This is a genomic window from Aeoliella fuhlenseeensis (assembly GCF_052161615.1).
Lineage (GTDB): Bacteria > Planctomycetota > Planctomycetia > Pirellulales > Lacipirellulaceae > Aeoliella.
Genome location: NZ_CP197417.1, coordinates 3912205 through 3932472 on the forward strand (window position 1 = coordinate 3912205; position 20268 = coordinate 3932472).

The 20268-nt window shown below is 61.2% G+C and carries 15 protein-coding genes; 12 read left to right on the forward strand and 3 right to left on the reverse strand.

Going from position 1 to position 20268, the window contains the following annotated elements; genetic code table 11:
- Positions 1-19: 19 nt before the first annotated feature.
- Entirely contained in the window at positions 20-2314 is a 2295-nt protein-coding gene (locus SH292x_RS15365; RefSeq protein WP_442481893.1) for an exo-beta-N-acetylmuramidase NamZ domain-containing protein, read from the reverse strand.
- Between the two features lie 30 nt (positions 2315-2344).
- Complete coding sequence (locus tag SH292x_RS15370) at positions 2345-3823, reverse strand: sodium:solute symporter family transporter (protein WP_442481894.1); 1479 nt, start codon at positions 3821-3823, stop codon at positions 2345-2347.
- 283 nt (positions 3824-4106) lie between these two features.
- Between SH292x_RS15370 and murQ the strand changes: the two genes are divergently transcribed.
- Positions 4107-5036, forward strand: coding sequence for an N-acetylmuramic acid 6-phosphate etherase (murQ, locus tag SH292x_RS15375; protein ID WP_442481895.1), 930 nt, complete (start codon positions 4107-4109; stop codon positions 5034-5036).
- A 31-nt stretch (positions 5037-5067) separates the two neighbouring features.
- The gene (locus SH292x_RS15380) at positions 5068-6042 is read left to right on the forward strand and encodes an N-acetylglucosamine kinase (RefSeq protein ID WP_442481896.1); all 975 of its coding nucleotides are present in this window, start codon (positions 5068-5070) and stop codon (positions 6040-6042) included.
- Between the two features lie 18 nt (positions 6043-6060).
- Here SH292x_RS15380 and SH292x_RS15385 read toward each other — a convergent pair whose 3' ends face one another.
- Positions 6061-7140 (reverse strand): anhydro-N-acetylmuramic acid kinase, encoded by a 1080-nt coding sequence (locus SH292x_RS15385; protein WP_442481897.1) that lies wholly within the window; start codon positions 7138-7140, stop codon positions 6061-6063.
- A gap of 171 nt (positions 7141-7311) precedes the next feature.
- Here SH292x_RS15385 and SH292x_RS15390 point away from each other — a divergent pair, with 171 nt between their 5' ends.
- From SH292x_RS15390 to SH292x_RS15435, 10 genes are all read left to right on the forward strand, one after another.
- Positions 7312-8559, forward strand: coding sequence for a substrate-binding domain-containing protein (locus SH292x_RS15390; protein ID WP_442481898.1), 1248 nt, complete (start codon positions 7312-7314; stop codon positions 8557-8559).
- A 251-nt stretch (positions 8560-8810) separates the two neighbouring features.
- On the forward strand, positions 8811-10313 hold the full coding sequence (locus tag SH292x_RS15395) for a glycoside hydrolase family 10 protein (protein WP_442481899.1): 1503 nt from the start codon (positions 8811-8813) through the stop codon (positions 10311-10313).
- 6 nt (positions 10314-10319) lie between these two features.
- Positions 10320-11660 carry an MFS transporter gene (locus SH292x_RS15400; RefSeq protein WP_442481900.1) on the forward strand — a complete coding sequence of 447 codons (1341 nt, stop codon included), beginning with the start codon at positions 10320-10322 and terminating at the stop codon, positions 11658-11660.
- Positions 11657-12532, forward strand: a complete 876-nt coding sequence (locus SH292x_RS15405) for a GNAT family N-acetyltransferase (protein ID WP_442481901.1) — start codon at positions 11657-11659, stop codon at positions 12530-12532. The genes SH292x_RS15400 and SH292x_RS15405 overlap by 4 nt, the downstream gene beginning before the upstream one ends.
- 7 nt (positions 12533-12539) lie before the next feature.
- Positions 12540-14105 carry a glycoside hydrolase family 3 protein gene (locus tag SH292x_RS15410; RefSeq protein ID WP_442481902.1) on the forward strand — a complete coding sequence of 522 codons (1566 nt, stop codon included), beginning with the start codon at positions 12540-12542 and terminating at the stop codon, positions 14103-14105.
- Positions 14106-14235: 130 nt separating this feature from the next.
- The gene (locus tag SH292x_RS15415) at positions 14236-16329 is read left to right on the forward strand and encodes a serine hydrolase (RefSeq protein WP_442481903.1); all 2094 of its coding nucleotides are present in this window, start codon (positions 14236-14238) and stop codon (positions 16327-16329) included.
- A 1-nt stretch (position 16330) separates the two neighbouring features.
- The gene (locus SH292x_RS15420) at positions 16331-17308 is read left to right on the forward strand and encodes a M14 family zinc carboxypeptidase (protein ID WP_442481904.1); all 978 of its coding nucleotides are present in this window, start codon (positions 16331-16333) and stop codon (positions 17306-17308) included.
- 40 nt (positions 17309-17348) lie between these two features.
- On the forward strand, positions 17349-18392 hold the full coding sequence (locus SH292x_RS15425; protein ID WP_442481905.1) for a S66 peptidase family protein: 1044 nt from the start codon (positions 17349-17351) through the stop codon (positions 18390-18392).
- Between the two features lie 389 nt (positions 18393-18781).
- The gene (locus tag SH292x_RS15430) at positions 18782-19840 is read left to right on the forward strand and encodes a DUF1559 family PulG-like putative transporter (protein WP_442481906.1); all 1059 of its coding nucleotides are present in this window, start codon (positions 18782-18784) and stop codon (positions 19838-19840) included.
- The gene (locus tag SH292x_RS15435; protein ID WP_442481907.1) at positions 19821-20234 is read left to right on the forward strand and encodes a hypothetical protein; all 414 of its coding nucleotides are present in this window, start codon (positions 19821-19823) and stop codon (positions 20232-20234) included. The genes SH292x_RS15430 and SH292x_RS15435 overlap by 20 nt, the downstream gene beginning before the upstream one ends.
- Positions 20235-20268: the final 34 nt, after the last annotated feature.

The following is a 20268-nucleotide window of genomic DNA, read 5'->3' on the forward strand; positions in this document are numbered from 1 at the left end:
AGTCTTGGTAGGTTGATAACTAATAGAGCAGGAACTGTTGGCGTCGCTTCAGAAACTTCTCGAGATCGTCGGCGTAGCTGGCCTCGATTTCCGCGGGGCTCACGCCTTTGGACACCAACTCGTGGACCTCTTTGTTGATCAGCAGGCGATTGAAACTCCTGGCTTCCCATTGATCGGGATACAACTCGACAAGGCTCGCGCCGACGCACCATGTCAGGTTCACGGGGCGAAAGGTTTCCCAATCGGTGACGATGAAGTTCACACCGCCGCACGGTTCGCCTTCGAATTTGCTGGCATCGGGTGTGAAACGAACCGCCATGGCTTCGACGCCGGGTAGTCGGTACGCGTTGATCTTGTCCGCCAAGGCTCGGCCATCGATCCAGGGAGCACCGAACAGCTCGAAGGGAGTTCCAGTGCCACGACCGACCGAGACGTTGGTCGTTTCGAACAACCCCACGCCAGGGTAGAGCAGGGCCTCGGTCAGCGAACGCATGTTGGGCGACGTATTCACCCACGGCAGGCCCGTTTCATAGAGATAACTGTTTCGATCCCAGTTTTGCACTTGGACTACTGTCAGGTCCAAGTCTAACTGCTTCTCGGCCATGATCATGCCGGCCAGCTCGCCCATCGTCATGCCGTGACGAACGGGGATCGTGTGATACCCAACGAACGCCTCGTCTCCCGCATCGAGCACCGGCCCTTCCACGACGTGGCCACCGATTGGATTGGGTCGATCGAGAACGACAAAGGCCTTGCCCGCTTCCGCGGCGGCTTCCATCGCCAAGCCCATCGTCGATAGATAGGTATAGAAGCGACATCCAATGTCCTGAATGTCGAATACCAGCACGTCGATGTCCGCGAGTTGCTCGGGCGTGGGTTTGTTGGTTTTTCCATAGAGGCTGTAAACCGGCAGCTTCGTCTTCTCGTCGATGCTGTCCGTGATGTTGGCGTGGTCTTCCGTGCCACGAAGTCCATGCTCGGGGCTAAAGAGCGCGACCAGCTTGACGTCGGGTGCCGAGGCCAAGAGGTCGATCGTCGACTTACCCTCCGCGTTGATACTCGTGTGATTGGCGATCAGCCCAACGCGCTTACCACGCAGTGGCGCGAAGCCATCGGCCACGAGCGCATCGATACCAAGAACGGTTGGCGCTGTCGACGTGGAGGCGGCGGGCTCAGGGGCTGGAGCGCTGACCGTACAGGCCGCACTAGCGATCGTCCCGATGCGTCCGGCGAGCTCGTTGGCTTCGCCCTTGCCATCAGGATGCACGCGGTTCGACAGGAAGATGACAAACAGATCGAGGCCCGGATCGATCCACATCGCCGTCCCGGTAAACCCACCATGCCCGATGGCCCGTGGACTCATGTGCTTGCCACGATTCTTGGAATAGCCGCTCCGCATATCCCATCCTAGGCCGCGGAGATTCCCGTCAATGTCGCGCGAAGTGGTCCAGTTCTCGAAGGTCGAACTGTTCATTAGGGGGGCGCCCCCACCGAGCAGTGCGTTTGCGTAGCGTGCCAGGTCATCCGCCGTGCTGAAAAGCCCCGCGTGCCCTGCGATTCCGCCTACTTTGCGCGCCCGCGGATCGTGGACGATTCCGCGAAGCCAGTCGTCTCCTTCTTTCTCCGTGGTGGCAGCTCGTTCGCGAAGTTCTTCGCCGGGATTGAACATCGTCTCGTTCATCCCCAGCGGCCCAAACACATGCTCGCGGGTGTACTCGTCCAGCGTTTGGCCGGAAACCTTTTCGACGATCGCGCCAAGCAATTGAAAACCAACGTCCGAGTACTTGAACTCTGCACCAGGCGCTGAAAGCGGCTTGAGCTCGCAGATCTTCGCAAGCGCCGGCGACCAACCCTCCTGGTAATCACTAATTGAGGTGTCGGGAATGAGACCGGCGGAATGAAGCAGCAAGTGCTCGACCGTGATATCGCTCTTGCCATTCGCGGCGAACTCGGGGAAAAAATCAGACACTTTGTCGTCGAGTCGCAGCTTACCCTGCTCGACTAACTGCATGATGCTGGTGCTCGTGGCGATTGGCTTGGTGAGCGATGCCATGTCGAACACCGTGTCGACCGTCATCAACTCGGGGCCCGGTTCAAGGCGACGAAGACCATACGCTTTGCGATGAACGATCTTCCCTTCCCGGCCCACAACTACCACGCAACCTGGCAGCCGCATCTGCTTGAGCTTCTCCGCCACGGCTTGGTCGATGTCCGCGGCGATTTCGCTCATTCCGGCTTCAGCCGGCGTGACTACCGGTTGGCTGGGCTCGGTAGCCCACGCGATGCTGGCGGAAAGCAGAAGGGCGATAGACAAAAGCGTTCGAAGGCACATCATATGAACACACTAGCCGGGGGATTTGACCGTCGACGTTGCAGTGCCTGGACCTGGCGTGAGGTACGTTAGCGTGGCACCCACTAGAAACGTGGTGCCGCAGCCGATCACAGGAAACCACAGGCCATCGACCTGGCGATACAGAGCAAAGGTAGTAACAGCGGCACCTACAAGAAGGGCTGTGATCGCCTGCCAGTTTTTGCCCCGTCCTACCAGCATGCCCAGAAAATACAGACCTAGCAACAAACCGGCGGCAAATCCTGCGATCGCTAGTACTTGCCGCACCACATGTTCCTGTGCGGCTAGCCGATAGAAGGCGATGGCGACAACCGCCTGCGCGACCGTGAATGCGGCTGTCAGCAGGCGGGCGATGAACAGGCTCTTCTTGTCCGACCAATGTCCGACCCAAGGTGCGAGCAAGTCGTCCAGAAGCGAGCTCGCCGACGAGTTCACGGAGCTCGAAAGTGTCGACATTGCCGCGGCAAAGACCGCGGCGAGGATCAAACCTGTTAGCCCGGGAGGGACTTCGTTTACTACGAAACTGGCGAGCGCCTCGTCACCCGGCAGGGCCAACTTTGCCGAGTCGAACTCGGTGAAGTAGCACGCTACACCCAGACCAATCGCTAAAAACAGTGCGAACTGCAGGAACACCACGGGCCCGCTAAGGGCGAGGGCAAGTGCGGCGGACCGCTGGTCTTTCGCGCACAAGTAACGCTGGACAATGAGTTGGTCGGCGCCGTGTGTCGCAAGGCTCAAGAACGCGCCGCCGAACAGTCCGGCCCAAAACGTGGTATGGCCCGATGTCTCAAGCCAAGGAAGAGTGAAATCCAAAAACCTATCGCGGCCCGTTTCTTGTGCGAACTCGACGACCTGACCGACGCCGCCAGGCAGTCGCTGAATGATCAGCACGGCGATGACTATCGCGCCAAGAATGTAGATCGCGAACTGCAGACAGTCGTTCCAGACCACGGACTTCACACCGCCATAGTACGAATACAGGCCGGTAACGCCCGCAATCACCAGCACGCACGCCTCGATCGACCACCCAACGGCGTACTGCAGCGCAAGCGCCGTAAGGAACAGTCGCAGTCCATCGCCTACCGTACGGGTAATTAGAAACGCGATGGAAGCGGCTTGCCGGGTAGGAATGCCGAAGCGCTGTTCGAGTACCGCGTACGCCGTGACTGGCCTTCCGGCAAAGTGCATGGGAAGTAGCAAGGCAACCACAAGCAGTCGGCCCACGATGTAGCCAATTGCCAGCTGCAGAAAGTAAAAGTTCCCCCCTTCGACGAACGTAAAGCCGGGGACACTAAGGAACGTTACGGTGCTGGTTTCCGTCGCCACGATCGAGAGCAGCAGCGCGAACCAGGGCAATTCGCGGCCACCCAGAAAGTAATCGGCTTGGTTGTGCTGACCGCGGCCAACAAGGATGCCAAACAGGGCAGTCGCCGCGAGATAGCCGCCGATGATCCAGAGATCGATTGCATGCATGGCAGCTGGAAGGGGTTCTTGAAGTTTGGCAACGGAAGGTGGTGGAGATCCAGGAAATCCACTACCACCGCAGCAAAGTGTTGGCGTCAAAGCCTTTCCGTGCAGTCTGCGCGTACTCGCCAGTGTTAAGAATAAGTGGGTGGTACGGCGTTCTATAGTCTGGCGAGCGCAAAGGTGTATTCGTTTTGCGCAATGACGCTGTAACGGATGAAATCGTTGTCTAGAATGCGTGCATCACTGGGATCAGAAGAGCTTTTCTTCCACCGGCGGACACCTACCTCGCATGCTAGAGTCGCTTACTACCGAAGCACGTCTTCCAGCTTCCGAAATGCTGGATGCACTTGGCGCGCTCGAACTGGTTGAACTCATCAACTCCGAAGACGCGCGAGTAGCGGCGGCGGTGGGCGAGCAAGCCGTCGCGATTGCCGAAGCGATTGATGTGATCTCCGCTCGCCTCGCCGATGGCGGCCGCCTGATTTACTTCGGCGCCGGGACTTCGGGACGCCTCGGGGTGCTCGACGCCGCCGAATGCCCACCGACGTTCAACGCCGATCCCAAGCAGGTGATCGGACTCATTGCCGGCGGATTGACCGCGCTCACGACCGCCGTCGAGGGGGCGGAAGACAATCCGAAAATGGGCGAAGCCGATCTTCGGTCGGTAAACCTGTCCGCCAACGATGCGGTGGTTGGTATCGCGACCAGCGGCCGTACCCCTTACGTCTTGGGTGGACTCGAGTACGCCTGCGAGGTCGGCGCGTTTCGCGTGGGACTCGCGTGCAACCGCGACGCCGAACTCACCACACGATGCAACGTCAACATTATCCCTGTCGTTGGCCCTGAGGTGCTCAGCGGTTCGACACGGATGAAGGCTGGCACCGCCACTAAGATGGTGCTTAACATGATCAGCACTGGCGTCATGATCCGCCTGGGCAAGACGTTCGGCAATCTGATGGTCGACCTGCGGGCCACCAATAGCAAGCTGGCCGCCCGCGCCACACGAATCGTTGGCATCGCCACGGCCCTTTCCGAGAAAGAGGCCAGCGAGCTGTTGCAGAATTGCAATGGCGAGGTGAAAACGGCTATCTTAACGTACCACGCGGGCGTGTCGCCCGACGGAGCGAGGCAACTCTTGATGCACCACAACGGGCACCTGCAGCGCGCGCTCAAATCGTCCGCCCAGCCCAATGGTGCGTCTAACAACGTCGGTGGCTAGGCGATAATCATCGCACTCCACGGCGTACCTCATGCAGTCTTTCTCTAGCGACTCCGAACTCTATCTCGTAGTCGATGGGGGCGGCACGAAAACCGATTGCCAGTTGCTGGAATGCAAGGGCGGCAACTTTGTCGTCCGCGGCGAAGGACATTCCACCGCCAGCAACCCTGGGGCGATCGGCGTCGAGGCGGCGACCGCAGCGATCCTCGCGGCAGTCGACCTTGCTCGCGGCGACGCGAAAGTCGACGAAGGTACCGCTATCACGCGCGCCGCGCTAGCCATCGCGGGCACCGTCGACACCACCTGGCGATCGAAGCTCGAACAGTCTCTCCAAATTCACTGTATCGCCACCGAGTGCCGGGTGTTTCCAGACGTTCTGCCCCCCGTACTCGCCGCCTCCCTTTCGGGACCGGCGGGCGCGATCATCGCGGGGACCGGCTCTGCTGCCATCGTCCGAGATGCCAACGGGGATTACGGCGTTTCTGGTGGGTGGGGCTACCTGTTGGGGGACGAAGGCAGTGGCTATGGCATCGGTCGCGAAGCCCTGCGAGCAGCGCTCGACGAGCTGGAGCGTGGAACACAACGGACGCCGTTCGCTACGCGTGTCTTGCAGCACTTCGAAGCCAATTCGAGTGTCGAACTGAAACAGGCGATCTATCGCCACCCTCAACCGAAAACCGCAATTGCCGAGCTGACACCCGCAGTCCTGGAGCTTGCTGCCAATCACGACGCTGCCGCGTCGATGCTCGTGGGCAATGCAGTGGATGAACTCCACGCAACGCTACTTCGAGCCATTGAGCGGCTAGATCTAGCCGAGACGCGGATACCGCTCGCCATCGCGGGAGGCATGTTCCGTCCCAGCAGTCCGTTGCGTGACCGCGTTCGCGAGAAACTACTCGGCACCGGCAGTTTTACGGGAGTTCAGTTCGTCGATAGTCCACTTGTCGCCGCGAGGCTGTTACTCGCCGACCAAGTGTTTCACGCACCGATTCAATTCGTCTCTTAGCAAAATCAGCTCGTAAATCTAACCGAAGTACGCACCCCCCGTCGCGGCTTCGCGACAGCCAGTGGTCTGGGGCATCGACAGCGGCAACTTGCGGAGGTGCCGAACCGCCAGCCAGGCGAAGCACTCGGCCTCGAGCGTATCGGGATTGAAACCGAGTTCGTCCACGGACTTCACCGACGGGAAGTGGGCAGCCAGTTGCGACATGATCACCGGGTGATGCACGCCGCCACCGGTAACCCAAACCGTAACGGGCGATTTCGGCATCATGGCCACGGCCCGCACTACGGCCTGCACGGTCACCGCGCACAGCGTCGCCGCGCCGTCTTCTACGCTCAGCCCCGACACGTCGACGTGATCGAAGTCGAAGCGATCCGCCGACTTGGGCAGCGAGCGACGGAAGAACTCGCGATCGAGGGCTTCGTCGACCAAGTCCTGATGAACCTGTCCTTTACTCGCCAGTTGGCCATCGACATCGTGATTCATGTTGGCCATTTCCTGGACCCATTCGTCCAGCAAACCACAACCTGGGCCGGTGTCGCCGGCGATGATCTCGTCCTTATCACCCAGCCAGGTAATGTTCGCCACACCACCAAGGTTCAGTACCAGCGTCGGACGACCCTCTTTTGCAAACACGGCTTGATGGAACATCGACACCAGTGGTGCCCCCTGCCCACCCAGCGCCATATCGCGTCGCCGGAAGTCGAACACCACCGGAATGCCGGTTGCCTCGTTCAGCAGCCAAGGGTTACCGATTTGCAGCGTGATGTCTTCGTTCGGCAGGTGCCGCACGGTGTGGCCGTGAAAGCCAATTACGTCGGCTCCTTCGGCCGGCTTGCCCAGGTGCTCGACCAGGGCGTTGACTGCCTCGCCGTGATGCAGCGTCATCTGTTTCTCAAGCCGCAGCAACTCGGTCGTGGGCAGGTTGTGCTGCGAAGCTTCCAGCAGCAGCCCGCGCAGAGACTCGTCGTAAGGCAGCGTCAGCCCGCCGTGGAACTCGATATTTACTTCGCCATCGGTGACCACTAGCGCGGCATCCACGCCATCTGCCGAGGTGCCGCTCATCAGGCCAATCGACTTGTAAAGCTTCTTTTGTGCCACAGCAGCTCCAATCCTCGCGTACGCCTGACAGGTTGGCCTGGGTCCCCGTAGTAACTATTCGGCTCGCCGCAAGCCGCGAGTAAAGTAGAAATCTTATCGCTTTCGCGCAGCCGACTCGGGCAGTTCAGGGTACCATGAAATGCACAGGCTTTGTAGGTAGCAATCTCCCTCTTGGGTATTGCTCGAGTGATTCTGCGGACTGCAAAAGCCGCAACAGAAATCGCTACTTCATCGGGTGCAGCATTGGAAGTCAAAGAGAAAGCGATCAAGGTTCATCGGATCGCCATCCTCATCGAGACCGAATCGACATGGGGACGGCGAGTGATCCGCGGTATTGCGAGCTTCGCAGAAAAACGCGCCGCTTGGCATTTACTCATCGACCCGCGTGACCACGAACATCGCTCGGCACTACCTGATGGCTGGCGTGGCGATGGCGTGATTGCCCGCATCACCAGTCGCCTGCAGTACGACCAACTGGCCGCCACGAAGTTGCCGGTGGTCGATGTCGACGACGTGCTCGACGACCTTCCGAACGTCGCGAAGGTCAACACCGACGAACACGCCCGTGCAAAACTCGCGCTCGAGCATCTGATGGCTCGCGGTTTCACGAACTACGCTTACTTCGCGCCGCCCAGCAGCCGTTATAGCGCGAGGCGAGGAGAGGCTTTTGCCGCCGCCGTGGAAGAGGCTGGTTACGCGTGCCACCAGTATCGCCCCGGTTACCGCGCGGGACGCAAAATCAGTTGGGACGAACAGCAACGCCGCGTCACGCGCTGGCTAGCCTCGTTGCCGCACCCGGTCGCGATACTCGCGGTCGATGCCCACCACGCCCACCAAATCGCGGAGATTTGCCATTTCGCCGAGGTCCGAGTACCCGACGACGTGGCGATTCTCGCGGGCGATTCGGACGATCTGTTGTGTGAAGTCTCGACGCCCCCGCTGTCGGCCGTGTCGATGGCGAGCGAACGCATTGGCTACCAGGCTGCCGAGTTGCTCGCAGCACTCATCGCCGGAGCCAAGCCTCCTAAAGCTCCGTTATTGGTTCAGCCGCATGATGTGGTGTGTCGCCATTCGACCGATGTGTTGTCGATCGATGACCCGACGATCGTCCAAGCGCTGCGTTACATCCAGGATCACGCGCATCATGGCATCGGTGTAGACGACATCCTGCGCGAGGTCGCCATCTCGCGGCGAAGCTTAGAGATTCAGTTCCGCAACTATCTCGAACGCTCGCCGGCCGAAGAGATTCGCCGTGTGCGACTCGAACGAGGGCGCACGCTACTCGGCAAACGCGAGATGTCGATCACCGAAGTGGCAATGGCATCGGGATTCTCGAACGCCACGCGGTTCGGCATCGCATTTCGCAAGCAGTATGGCTCGACCCCGAGAAGCTTTCGCAAGGCGCTGTTCGCCGATTAGCGAAGCGGGCGGAAGTGATAGAGGCGCAAAAAAAACGCCACCCCGCCGCGAACGACGGGGTGGCGTGCTGCCCGTGAAACCCACTGGGAGCCCCACTGACTCCTAACTTAGTAGAGCGGCGAATCCATACAAGAAGTTAAGCGCAAAACTATCTCCCTTTCACGCATTCGCGGATAAACGGCCTTATTCGCAGAGCGCAGGCTGGTATGCTGCGAAACTTCGCCCCCCCTCCCCTGCTGTGCGTGTGCCGTATGTACCGATTCGCCCGCTTGTTTCTCTGCGTCATCGTGTTGCACCTGGCGACCTTCGCCATCGCGGAGCCACCCGCCATTCCGCGTGAGTTTCGTGCAGCGTGGATCGCCACCGTCGCGAACATCGACTGGCCGAGCCGCCCTGGCCTGTCTGTCGACGAAATGAAGAAGGAACTTGTCGCGCTGCTCGATCTCGCGAGCGAGATGAATATGAACGCCGTAGTGTTTCAAGTTCGTCCCGCTGCGGATGCTATCTATCGCTCCGAGCTCGAACCGTGGTCGGAGTACCTCACTGGCGAGATGGGCAAAGCGCCCGCCGGAGATTTCGACCCGCTAGAGTTCGCCGTGACCGAAGCCCATCGCCGCGGACTGGAACTCCACGCGTGGTTCAATCCCTATCGCGCGGCCCACACCGCGCGCAAGAGCCCGATCTCCGCCAACCACATCAGCCGCACCCAGCCCGAACTCGTCAAAGAGTACGGGACGTACCTTTGGCTCGACCCGGGCGACCAGCAAGCAGCCGCGCACAGCAAGCAGGTGATTTTGGACGTGGTCGATCGCTACGATATCGACGGCGTTCACTTCGACGATTACTTCTACCCTTACCCGATCAATGATTCGGACGGGAAAGAGGTCGACTTCCCCGACGAACCGAGCTGGCAAGCGTACCTCGCTCGGACGCCCAAGGGCGAGCAATTCTCGCGGCATGACTTCCGTCGCAACAACGTCAACGAGTTCGTCCGCGACATTAGCGAGTCGGTGCACCAGCGCAAGCCGTGGGTGAAGTTTGGCGTCAGTCCCTTTGGCATCTACCGACCGGGGCATCCTGAGTCGATCAAGGGCTTCGACGCCTACGCCAAACTCTACGCCGACTCACGGTTGTGGTTCCAAGAGGGCTACGTCGACTACATGAGCCCGCAGCTCTATTGGCCGATCGACCAAGAACCGCAAAGTTTCAAAACGCTACTGAGTTGGTGGCAAGAGCAGAACGCCCACAACCGACATCTCTGGCCTGGCTTGTACACTTCGAAAGTCGAAGCGAACAACAAAGGACTCGCACCAAGCGAGATCGTCGACGAGATCGAGCTGGTCCGTAGCGAAGTCGAGGGGCCAGGCCACATTCACTTCAGCATCAAGGCCATCGCTCAAAATCGCAGTGGCCTTCGCGACCTTCTGCAAACACAGGTTTATTTCAAACCGGCCTTGGTTCCAGCGACCGAATGGCTATCGATTGGCGAAGAGCAAATCGCGGCGGCGGAAGCCGACGTCGAGGGCTATGGCGTTTCGACCAAGCTCAAGCTCAAGGCGGCGAACGAGCCCTGGCTGTGGACCGTCCAGCATCGGACGACCGGTACTTGGCTGACCGACGTGCTGCCCGGTTCTACAAAGGTCGTGGACCTTACTTCCACCCCCAACACCCTCGACGACATCTTGGTTCAAACGGTCGATCGGTTGGGTCGTGTCACTCCGGTCCAAGTGAACCTCGCAGCCCCCACTCCCTAGCCACGCATGCCACCTCGCGAAACCGATTCCGAAAATGTCATCGAGCACTCGGAGAGCTCCGAGCCGCCGCGGCATGGGTTTTGGTCGTCCTGGAGCTGGGTGCCGAGCCTTTACTTCGCCGAGGCGGTACCCTACGTGCTGGTGATGCAAGTGGCGGGGACCTTCTACGCCGACCTCGGCATCAGCAATTCGCAGATGGCGCGGTACACGAGCTTGTTGTACCTGCCGTGGGTCCTCAAGCCACTGTGGAGTCCGGTGGTCGACGTTGTATGGACCAAGCGGGCGTGGATCGTCACCATGCAGCTCGCCATCGCCGTGGCCATCGCGGCCATCGCCAGCAGTTGCAACCAGCAGCAGTTTTTTCTGCTGACGCTTATCGGATTCTGGGCGATGGCCATTGCCTCAGCGACCCACGACATCGCTGCCGATGGCTTCTACATGATTGGCCTGACGCCCCACCAACAGTCCTACCTGGTCGGCGTGCGGAGCGTGTTTTATCGCCTTGGCTCGATCGCTGGCAACGGGCTGCTCGTGGTGCTCGCGGGTCTGCTCGCTGAGTCAGGCATGGGCAAGCCAGTTGCGTGGGCGACGGCGTATTACGTGGCAGCAGGATGCTTCCTGTTCCTCGCGATTTACCACGCGTTTGTATTACCTCGGCAGGAAACTAAGGTGGCACGTGAAGATCGGCCGCCGTTCTCTGCTGAAGTTGCGGAGACCGTTGCCTCATTCTTCCGCAAGCCAGGCGTTTGGTTTGGCATCGCGTACATCCTGTTCTACCGCTTCGCGGAGGGACAACTCACCAAAATTGCCTCGCCGTTCTTGCTCGACGATCGAGCCAACGGAGGCCTGGGCCTGTCGGTTGCTGCCAACGGCACCATCTACGGCACCGCCGGCGTCGCGATGCTCGTAGTCGGTGGCATCCTCGGCGGCATCGCCGTCTCACGAGGCGGGCTCGGACGATGGATAATGTGGATGGCCCTGGCAATCAATTTGCCGAATCTCGTCTACGTCTGGCTCGCTTTCGTCCAGCCCGAGAGCCTGTGGCTCGTCGCAATGTGCGTTGGCATCGAGCAACTCGGCTACGGATTTGGCTTCGCCGGTTACATGCTTTACATGATATCGCTGGCTCAAGGTAAACATCAAACCGCCCACTACGCCCTCTGCACCGGCATCATGGCCGCCGGCATGATGCTTCCCGGGTTCATCTCGGGCGACATCCAAGAAGCCCTCGGCTACCGATGGTTCTTCGTTTGGATCATGGTATCGACCATCCCCAGTTTCATCGTCACGTGGCTGCTGCCGGTCGATCCCAACTTCGGCCGCGAAGAAGCGGGAGACGCGGCATGACGCTCCGCACCATCGAGCACCAAGACGCCCCGGCGATCCTCGAACTCTGGAACAACGTAGCCAGCTACGACCCGCTCACCACGGCGCTGCTCGAAGAGAAAGTCTGGGGCGACCCCGACTTCGCCCCAACGTTAGCTGTCGTTGACGACTCGCTTACGGGGTTCGCGGTTGCCATCGTGCGCGACGCCGGTGGCGTAAGGCGAGCCTACCTAAAACTCCTCGCCGTATCCTCGCGCACACAACGCCAAGGACTTGCCACTCGTCTGCTGAAGGAAATCGAACAACACGCCGCGTCGCTCGGAGCTACTGAACTCCGGCTCGGCGAGGGAGCCCCCAACTACCTTACGCCGGGCGTCGACGCGCGCTACGCGGCTGCGATCGCGTGGGCTGAGAAAAATGGCTTCTCCAAGGTTGGCGAGACCTGCAACCAAGTCGCCGATCTTCGCGACCTTCCTGAAAACGTGCCGGCTGCTTCGCTCCCTATCGTTCGCTGCGATCACGAGCACCAACCATCGCTCTTCGCGCTGCTCGACAATTACTGGCCCTCGTGGAAGGGTGAAGTCGGAGTTGCGCTCCGCAACACGCCCCCCACGGTCTTCGTCGCGCTAGACAATGACCGCGTCGTCGGCTTTGCCGCCTACGACGCCAACAACCTCGGCACGGGCTGGTTCGGGCCGATGGGGGTCGACGAACGTCTGCAAGGCCGCGGCGTTGGTCGAGCGCTGCTGGTCGAGACGCTTACCGCCATGCGCAGTGCGGGCTACACCCAGGCCATCATCCCGTGGGTCGGGCCCGTGGAGTTTTATCGGCGCCACGTGGGTGCCGAAATTTCGCGAACCTTCTACCGCTTTGCAAAACCGATTGGAGTTTAGATCCCGCATGCCCGCACGCTGGTCCTCACCTGAAACGCTCGAAGCCAAGATCGCCCAGCTCATGATGGTGCGTATCGGCTCGAACCTCCCCCCAGCCATCACCGCCGACTCTGATGCGGAGCGCATCGGCCGCTTGCTCGACGAATGCCCCGTTGGCGGGCTGATCCTGTTCAATGGCGTATGGCCAAGCACCCGCGACGCGCTCGCCAAGTTGCAAAGCCACTCGGCGATTCCGCTGCTGATCGGTTCGGACATCGAACGCGGCTGCGGACAGCAGATGCGCGGTCTGGGCGTTTTGCCTCACGCCATGGCATTCGGCGAGGCCATGAATCGCAACGATGTCGTTGACGAGAACCTGGCCCAAGAGTTCGGCCGGCTCACCGCGCTCGCTGCACGCCACGCGGGTATTCACATCGCGTTTGCACCGGTGACCGACACCAATACCAACCCCACGAACCCCATCATCGCCACCCGCGCGTTTGCAAACTCGCCCGAGCGCGTCGCCGAACTCGTCGCCGCGTTCATCGAGGGCTGCGAGTCGCACGGCGTTGCCGCCACGGCCAAGCACTTCCCCGGGCATGGAGACACCATGCAGGACTCGCACGACTCGCTCCCCGAAGTGCCTCGCGACCGCGCGAGCATCGCCGCGACTGAGCTGCCACCGTTTCTGGCGGCCATCCAAGCCGGTTGCTCGGTGATCATGACTGCCCACGTCGCCTACCCGGCGCTCGACCCCTCGGGCGTGCCGGCCACGCTTTCCCACGCCATCCTCACCGGGCTGCTGCGTGACGAGCTTGGTTTCGACGGCGTGGTAACCAGCGACAGCCTACTGATGTCGGGTGTCCGTGGCCGTTTCGATACCGAAGGCGAACTCTGCGCCGCCGCGCTCTCGGCTGGCATCGATCTATTGCTGGATGTCGAAGACCCGGTGGCCGCAACCAAGTATCTGGTTCAAGCCGTTCGCAACGGTTCGCTCGACGAAGGGGTGATCGACCGCGCCCTGGCACGAATCCTGGCCCTCAAAGAGCGGTTGATCGAAGCCGAACCCGCGACGCCCACCATCGAACAGGTCGAGGCCGAAGTCGCCTCGCTCGGGCGCCGAACCGCGCTGGCTGCCATCGAGTCCCGCGGCGACGCGAGCCAACCCAATCTCGACCCCTCGCAACCGCTGTGCGTAGTACTCGCCAAGCCGTTCCGCACGCCGCTCGATCCCCCCGAGCAACCGATCGCCCCCCGGCTCCGCGAACACTTCGCCTCGGTCGACTACTTCGAACTCGATCCACACTCAAGTGAGGAGCAGTTGCAACAAGCTCAGCAGGCTGCCCAAGACGCGCCGCAGTTGCTCCTTTTGATGATCGTCAAACCGGCGGCGTGGCACCACTTCGGATTGCTGGCACGCCAGCAGCAACTGTTCGAACAACTCGCCACGCACCCGCGCGTGGTGCTCGCCTCGCTCGGCGTCCCTACGGCGCTCGATGCGTTCCCAGCCACCCGTTGTCGACTATGCACCTACAGCGACGTCGCTGTTTCGCAGCAGGCGCTCGCCGACTTCGTGGCCGGTGCGACCGGTTAACCCGCTCCGCGGATGACTCGTGCGCGAATGCAATAGTTCGATGCGCACCCACGACTTCACCCGCAACGCCCGCCCACTTACCATCAGAGTTACGTCGAAACAGGCACCCACCCTCGCCGAGAATTCCTTTATGCCATCGCTACTTCGAACCCACTTTGCCTTGGCTTTGATCGGAGCTTTGCTAGTCGGCCTCGCGGCCGCGGCGAAAGAGACCGCGACCGCCACCAAGACCACCGACGAACTCGGCAAGAAGCTGCTCCCGCTGATCGAACAGCATCGCGGCCAGGTCGGCGTGATGGTCAAGCATCTCGGCACCGGCGAAACCTTCGCCTACCGCGAGGCAGAAGCCATGCCCACGGCCAGCCTCATCAAGTTCCCGCTACTGCTGGCGGCGTACAAGGACATCGACGAGGGCAAAGTCAAACTCGACACGTTGATCGAGCTCAAGAAGGACGATCAGGTGCCTGGCTCAGGTATCCTAACCGCACACTTCTCGCCCGGCATGAAGCTCTCGCTCAGCGACGCGATGGGCCTGATGATCTCGCACTCCGACAACACCGCCACCAACCTGGTGATCGACAGCGTCGGCCTCGACGCGACCAACGAACTGATGGAGTCGCTCGACTGCGACGAGACCCGGCTCAACTCCAAGGTCTACAAGCGAGACACCTCGAACAACATGGAGCGCAGCCAGAAGTACGGCCTCGGCAGCACTTCGGCCCGTGACATGGTTCGCTTATTCGAGATGCTCGAAAAAGGCGAGTTCCTCAGCAAGGAGCGATCGAAGGAAATCATCGACCGCACGGCCGCTTGCCTCGCCACGTCCGGCATTCCGCGGCATCTGCCCGCCGGAACCCGCGTCGCGCATAAGACCGGTGCGGTGGGCGACACGCGCACCGACGCCGGCATTGTTTACACGCCGGCCGGCCCCGTGGCGATCGCGGTGCTGACCACCGCCAACGCCGACAACTCGTGGACCAATTCCAACGAAGCCGAGTTGCTCGCCGCCGAAATCGGCATCGCGACCTACAAGCACTTCGTCGGCGACACCGAGGCACAACCGGTTGCCGTGGCACGCGAACTCAAGCTCGGTTCGGCCGGCGAGCTCGTCGAATCACTTCAGCGTACCCTCAACGAGCGCGTGAAGCCGGCGCCCGGTCTCGGCGTCGATGGCGACTTCGGTCCCGCGACCGAAACGGCGGTACTCGCCTTTCAGAAACAGTCGAAGCTCGAACCCAACGGCGTGGTCGATCGCAATTTCTGGGTCGCGCTCGGCCCGCTGGTCACCGCCGAGGCTGCCGCGCCGGCCGCCGAAAAGGTGGTCGAGGCCAACACGAAGAAAGAACCTGCCGAGCCTCTCACCGGCCCCCCCGTCGTCACCGCCAAGGCATGGTGCTTCGTCGATGGCGAGACCGGCACCGAAATCGCGAGCGCCAACCCCCGCGGGAAACGCGAGCCAGCGAGCACCACGAAAATCATGACCGCCCACCTAGTGCTCAAACTCGCGGCGGAGAAGCCCGAGGTCCTCGATCAAATCGTCACCTTCTCGAAACGAGCCGACGACACCTCGGGTTCCAGTTCCAATCTCCGCGCGGACGAACAACTCCCCGTGAAGGAATTGCTCTACGGACTGATGCTCCCCTCGGGCAACGATGCTTCTGTCGCGCTCGCCGAGCACTTTGGCGAGCAAATCACACCCAACGGCGAAGGTTCGAGCTACGACCGTTTCATCGCCGCGATGAACGCCGAAGCCCAGCGCCTGGAGATGAACGACACCGGCTACCGCAATCCTCACGGCCTTCCCGCCGAAGGCCACGTGACGACCGCCTGGGACATGACCAAGCTCGCACGCGAGGCGATGAAAAACCCAATGTTTCGCGACATCGTTTCCACTCGCCAGCGTGTCTACCGCGTGACATCCCTCGCCGGTTACGACCGTGACGTGGTCTGGAACAACACCAACCAGCTCCTCAAGCAGGAGGGCTACCTCGGCGTGAAGACCGGCACCACCGGTGCGGCGGGGGCGTGTCTCGTTGCGTGTGGCGAACGCGATGGTCGCGAGACGTTCGGTGTCATCCTCGGATCCGAGGGCAACCAAGCTCGCTACGCCGACATGCGGAACCTGTTCCGCTACGTCTGGTCGCTGCCGACCGAAAAGGAGGCGGGCCTCGAGGCCCGCACGTTTCGCCCCGCTGTCGAGCAAGGAAACAACGAAGGCCAATAGCATGATGCAATCCGACTCCACCTGCGAACCGACGACACGAGCCCGCGAGTTCCCCTTCGCCGAACTTTCCGCCCGCGACGGCCGCTTCCGTAAACTCTACAGCCGTTACCAGCTCGGCCCCCTACCCTCCAGCGACATTCGCTCGGAAGATGTTCAGCAGGTGCTGGAGCAACTGGTCGAAGTGAGCCGCAACTCGGGCTCGAAGTGGCCGCTGTCGGTTCGCGAGGTCGGCCGTTCGTTCGAAGGTCGCACGATCCAACTCGCGTCCATTGGCCGTGGCGATTGTCACGTACTGCTCTGGACGCAAATGCACGGCGACGAGTCGACGCACACGTCGGTGGCTTTTGCGCTGCTGAACACCCTCGTGCGAGCTCCCGAATCGCTCGATGGGGATGGCCAACTGCTCGATCGGTGCACGTTGCACGTCCTGCCGATGCTCAACCCGGATGGTGCGCAGCGTCAGACCCGAGAAAACGCCCAGGATCTCGACATCAATCGCGACGCCGTGGCGCTCGACACTCCCGAGGGCAACGTGCTCCGAAACGTCGTCCGCGAACTCCGCCCTGCGTTTGGCTTTAACTTGCACAATCAGCGTGCCGACAAAAAAGTTGAGGGCTCGGACCGAGTCGCCATCTTGAGCGTCCTCGCCCCGCCACTCGACGAGGCCGACCGCGAAACACCGAGCATCCTCCGGGCGCGGCAACTCGCGCTCGAAATGTTTGCCTGTGGCGAGCGATTCCTCCCCGGCCACAGCACGCGGTACGAAGCCGGCTACATGCCCACTGCGTTTGGCGAGTGGGTCCAGGCTCAGGGCACGTCGACCGTGCTGCTCGAAGCGGGTGGCTGGGTCGACGACGCACCCGGCACGCGCGAAGAGCTCCACTACGTCACGCTCCTCACGGCACTTGCCGCGATCTGCGAGGGCGAACTCGCCGGCGTCGACGCGGGGGCGTACCTCTCGCTGCCACTCAATCAATAGCTCTGCTTTGACCAACTCTCTTACGAATTGTGCTCCCGCTATGAAATCGACTCTCCTGCTGATGGGCCTCCTGATGACCTTCCAGGCTTCGCACTTGCTGGCCGCAGACAAGCCCGCCATCCAGAAGGCCAAGGCACTCGCCCCGGGCGACACCATCGCCATCGTCGCCCCGTCTGGCCCCGTCAGCCGCGATGGCATTTTGCAAGCCAAGGGCGTGCTCGAAAAGATGGGATTCAAAGTGATCCTTGGCGACAACGTGTTCAACCGCGACGACTACCTGGCGGGTACCGACGAAGAACGTGCCAAGGACCTAATGGCCGCGTTCGCCAATCCCGAAGTCGACGCCGTGTTCCCCGGGCGTGGCGGCTACGGAGCGACTCGCATCCTCGACCTGTTGGATTTCGACGTCATCGCGAAGAACCCCAAGATCCTGATGGGCTACTCCGACATTACCGCACTGCACAACGCCATCCATCAGAAGACCGGCCTCATCACGTTCCACTCCCCCATTCCGCAAAGTGGCCTCGGAAGCGGCGGCATGCCCCCGATTGCCGACCGCACCTTCTGGCGGGCGATCCTCGCCGATCAATACGAGGATGGGACCGGATACGTACTGCAAGTCGAACCCACCGATGGCAACGTCCCCAAGCCCATCGCCATGGTCCCCGGCACTGGCGAAGGCAAACTCGTGGGGGGCAACCTGTCGCTCGTCGCCGCGATGATGGGCACCCCCTACCAGATCGACACCAAATGCAACGTCCTATTCATCGAAGACGTTGGCGAAGCGCCTTATCGCGTCGATCGCATGCTGCAAACGATGAAGTCGGCCGGCATGCTCGACGACCTCGCAGGCGTCGTGCTCGGCTCGTTCACCCGTCGCGACACCGAAGACACCGCGGGCGAAATCAAGACCATCGACGACGTACTCAAAGGCTTCTTCGCGGATGCAAAGTATCCGGTGCTTGCCAACTTCCCCGCCGGCCATCAAGCGAACAACGTCACGCTCCCCATCGGCGCCAAAGTCCGCCTCGACGCGAACGCCGGCACCATCGAAGTGCTAGAGAACCCCGTGGTTCTCCCGTAGACGAGGGTCCAACTGTGGGAGGGCTCTCCGAGCCCGAAGCCATTTGAGGAATTCGCGCACTCGCAAGGCCTGCGCCTTCAACTTGTATTTCTTCCTTATGTGCAGGAACGGCAAGAAAAGAAAAACAGGACGCGGATATACGCGGATTTTGCGTAAGGAATCCGCTCACGCGATGTGCTGCTGTCGGTGAAGTTTCAGCGATGGCGTGATCCGCGTTCATCCTGCCCAATCCGCGCTAATCCGCGCCCCATTCTTTAGCTGACCGATTTCACTCTGAGCACCCATGCGCAACGCGCAGAAATAAGTGCGCGTAAACGCATCGCACCATCCGACAATTCTTCTACCATACAAGCATCAGGCTTTTCGATTCTTGTTTGGAGGAAGTCGGCATGGGTGTTGTCACCAACCGGGCGTTTCGTCCTCGCACCGCCTTCACGCTCGTGGAACTGCTGGTGGTCATCGCGATCATCGGCATCCTCGTCGCATTGCTCCTGCCCGCCGTCCAAGCGGCCCGCGAGTCGGCACGACGACTAAGCTGTGGCAACAACCTCAAGAACATCGCCCTGGCGTGCCTCAACTACGAGTCGGCCCACGGCACCCTTCCTCCTGGCAGCGTCAACGCTGCAGGCGAGCAGCAAAGCGGACTTGGCTGGCCCGTCTGGATCCTTCCGTTCTGCGAAGGCAGCGTCGTCACCGAGTTGGCGATCAATCAGTTCTCCAAGCAAGGCGATGCCTACGCCGCCGGCATGGACGAACTCAACCGCATGATCATGCCGATGTACTACTGCCCCAGCGACCCCGAGATGCGCTACCAGCGCGAGAAGTTCCTCACCGCCGATCGCCGTCAGATGAGCTACGCAGGCGTCTCGGGCTCGTACTACAGCCGCACCGGCCAATGCCCCAACCAACGTAAGACCGGCATCTACTGCGTCGCCAACTCGCTTACCGGCACGTTCGCCAACAACAATTACGACGGGCTCCTTATTCAAGACTGGACCGTCAAACTCAAGAGCGCGAGCGACGGCACCAGCAACACCCTCATGCTCGGCGAGCGTTGGTACGGAGCCCGCGCGTGGATGGCAGGAGCTTACTGGCGACGCCCGACTTATCCCGCCCTGCTCTCCTCGACCGTCACGCCCGAAGGCCCCCAGCCAGTAGCGGCGAACTTCTCGATGAAGAACATCACGGCAAAGCTGCCCATCAATCACGATTTCAACGTGAGCTGCTACGTCGGTCACGATAACGCTACCGACCGCCCCCCGGTACCCGACACCTCGGCCCGCACCATCTCGGTCAACGACCTGCCTTTCGGCAGCTTCCACATGGGGGGCGCCAACTTCGCCTACGGCGACGGCAGCGTGGCTTTCCTTACCGAGGACATCAGCTCGGCCGTCTACACCGCTAAGGCGTCGCGCAACGGAGGCGAGGTTGACGTCCAAGTCCCGTAATTATTTGCTGGCACTCGGTGTCGCCACGCTCATTGCGATTGGCTGCAACAGTGGCCCACCGACAACACTCGTCTCCGGCACCGTTACGGTCGACGCAAAACCGGTCGGCCCGTGTGCCGTGAGCTTCTACCCATCAGGTAGTAGCCGCCCCCTCGCCACAATGACCCAGGGCGAAGGCCGGTATCAACTCTCCTTGCCGCAAGGGGAGTACAAAATCGTCGTGCAAACCTCCGCCCAACTCCCTGCGGGCTGGAAAGAGGGCGACACCATCCCCGCCCCACCCGTCCCGGTCCCCACCGCCTACAGCGAACCGGTAACCACGCCACTGACTCTCAGCGTGACCTCCAGCGAAGCACTCACGCACGACCTAGCGCTCTCGAGCAAACAACGCTAGCCACCGCCAGCGCTCCCTCTCTCGTTCCCACGCT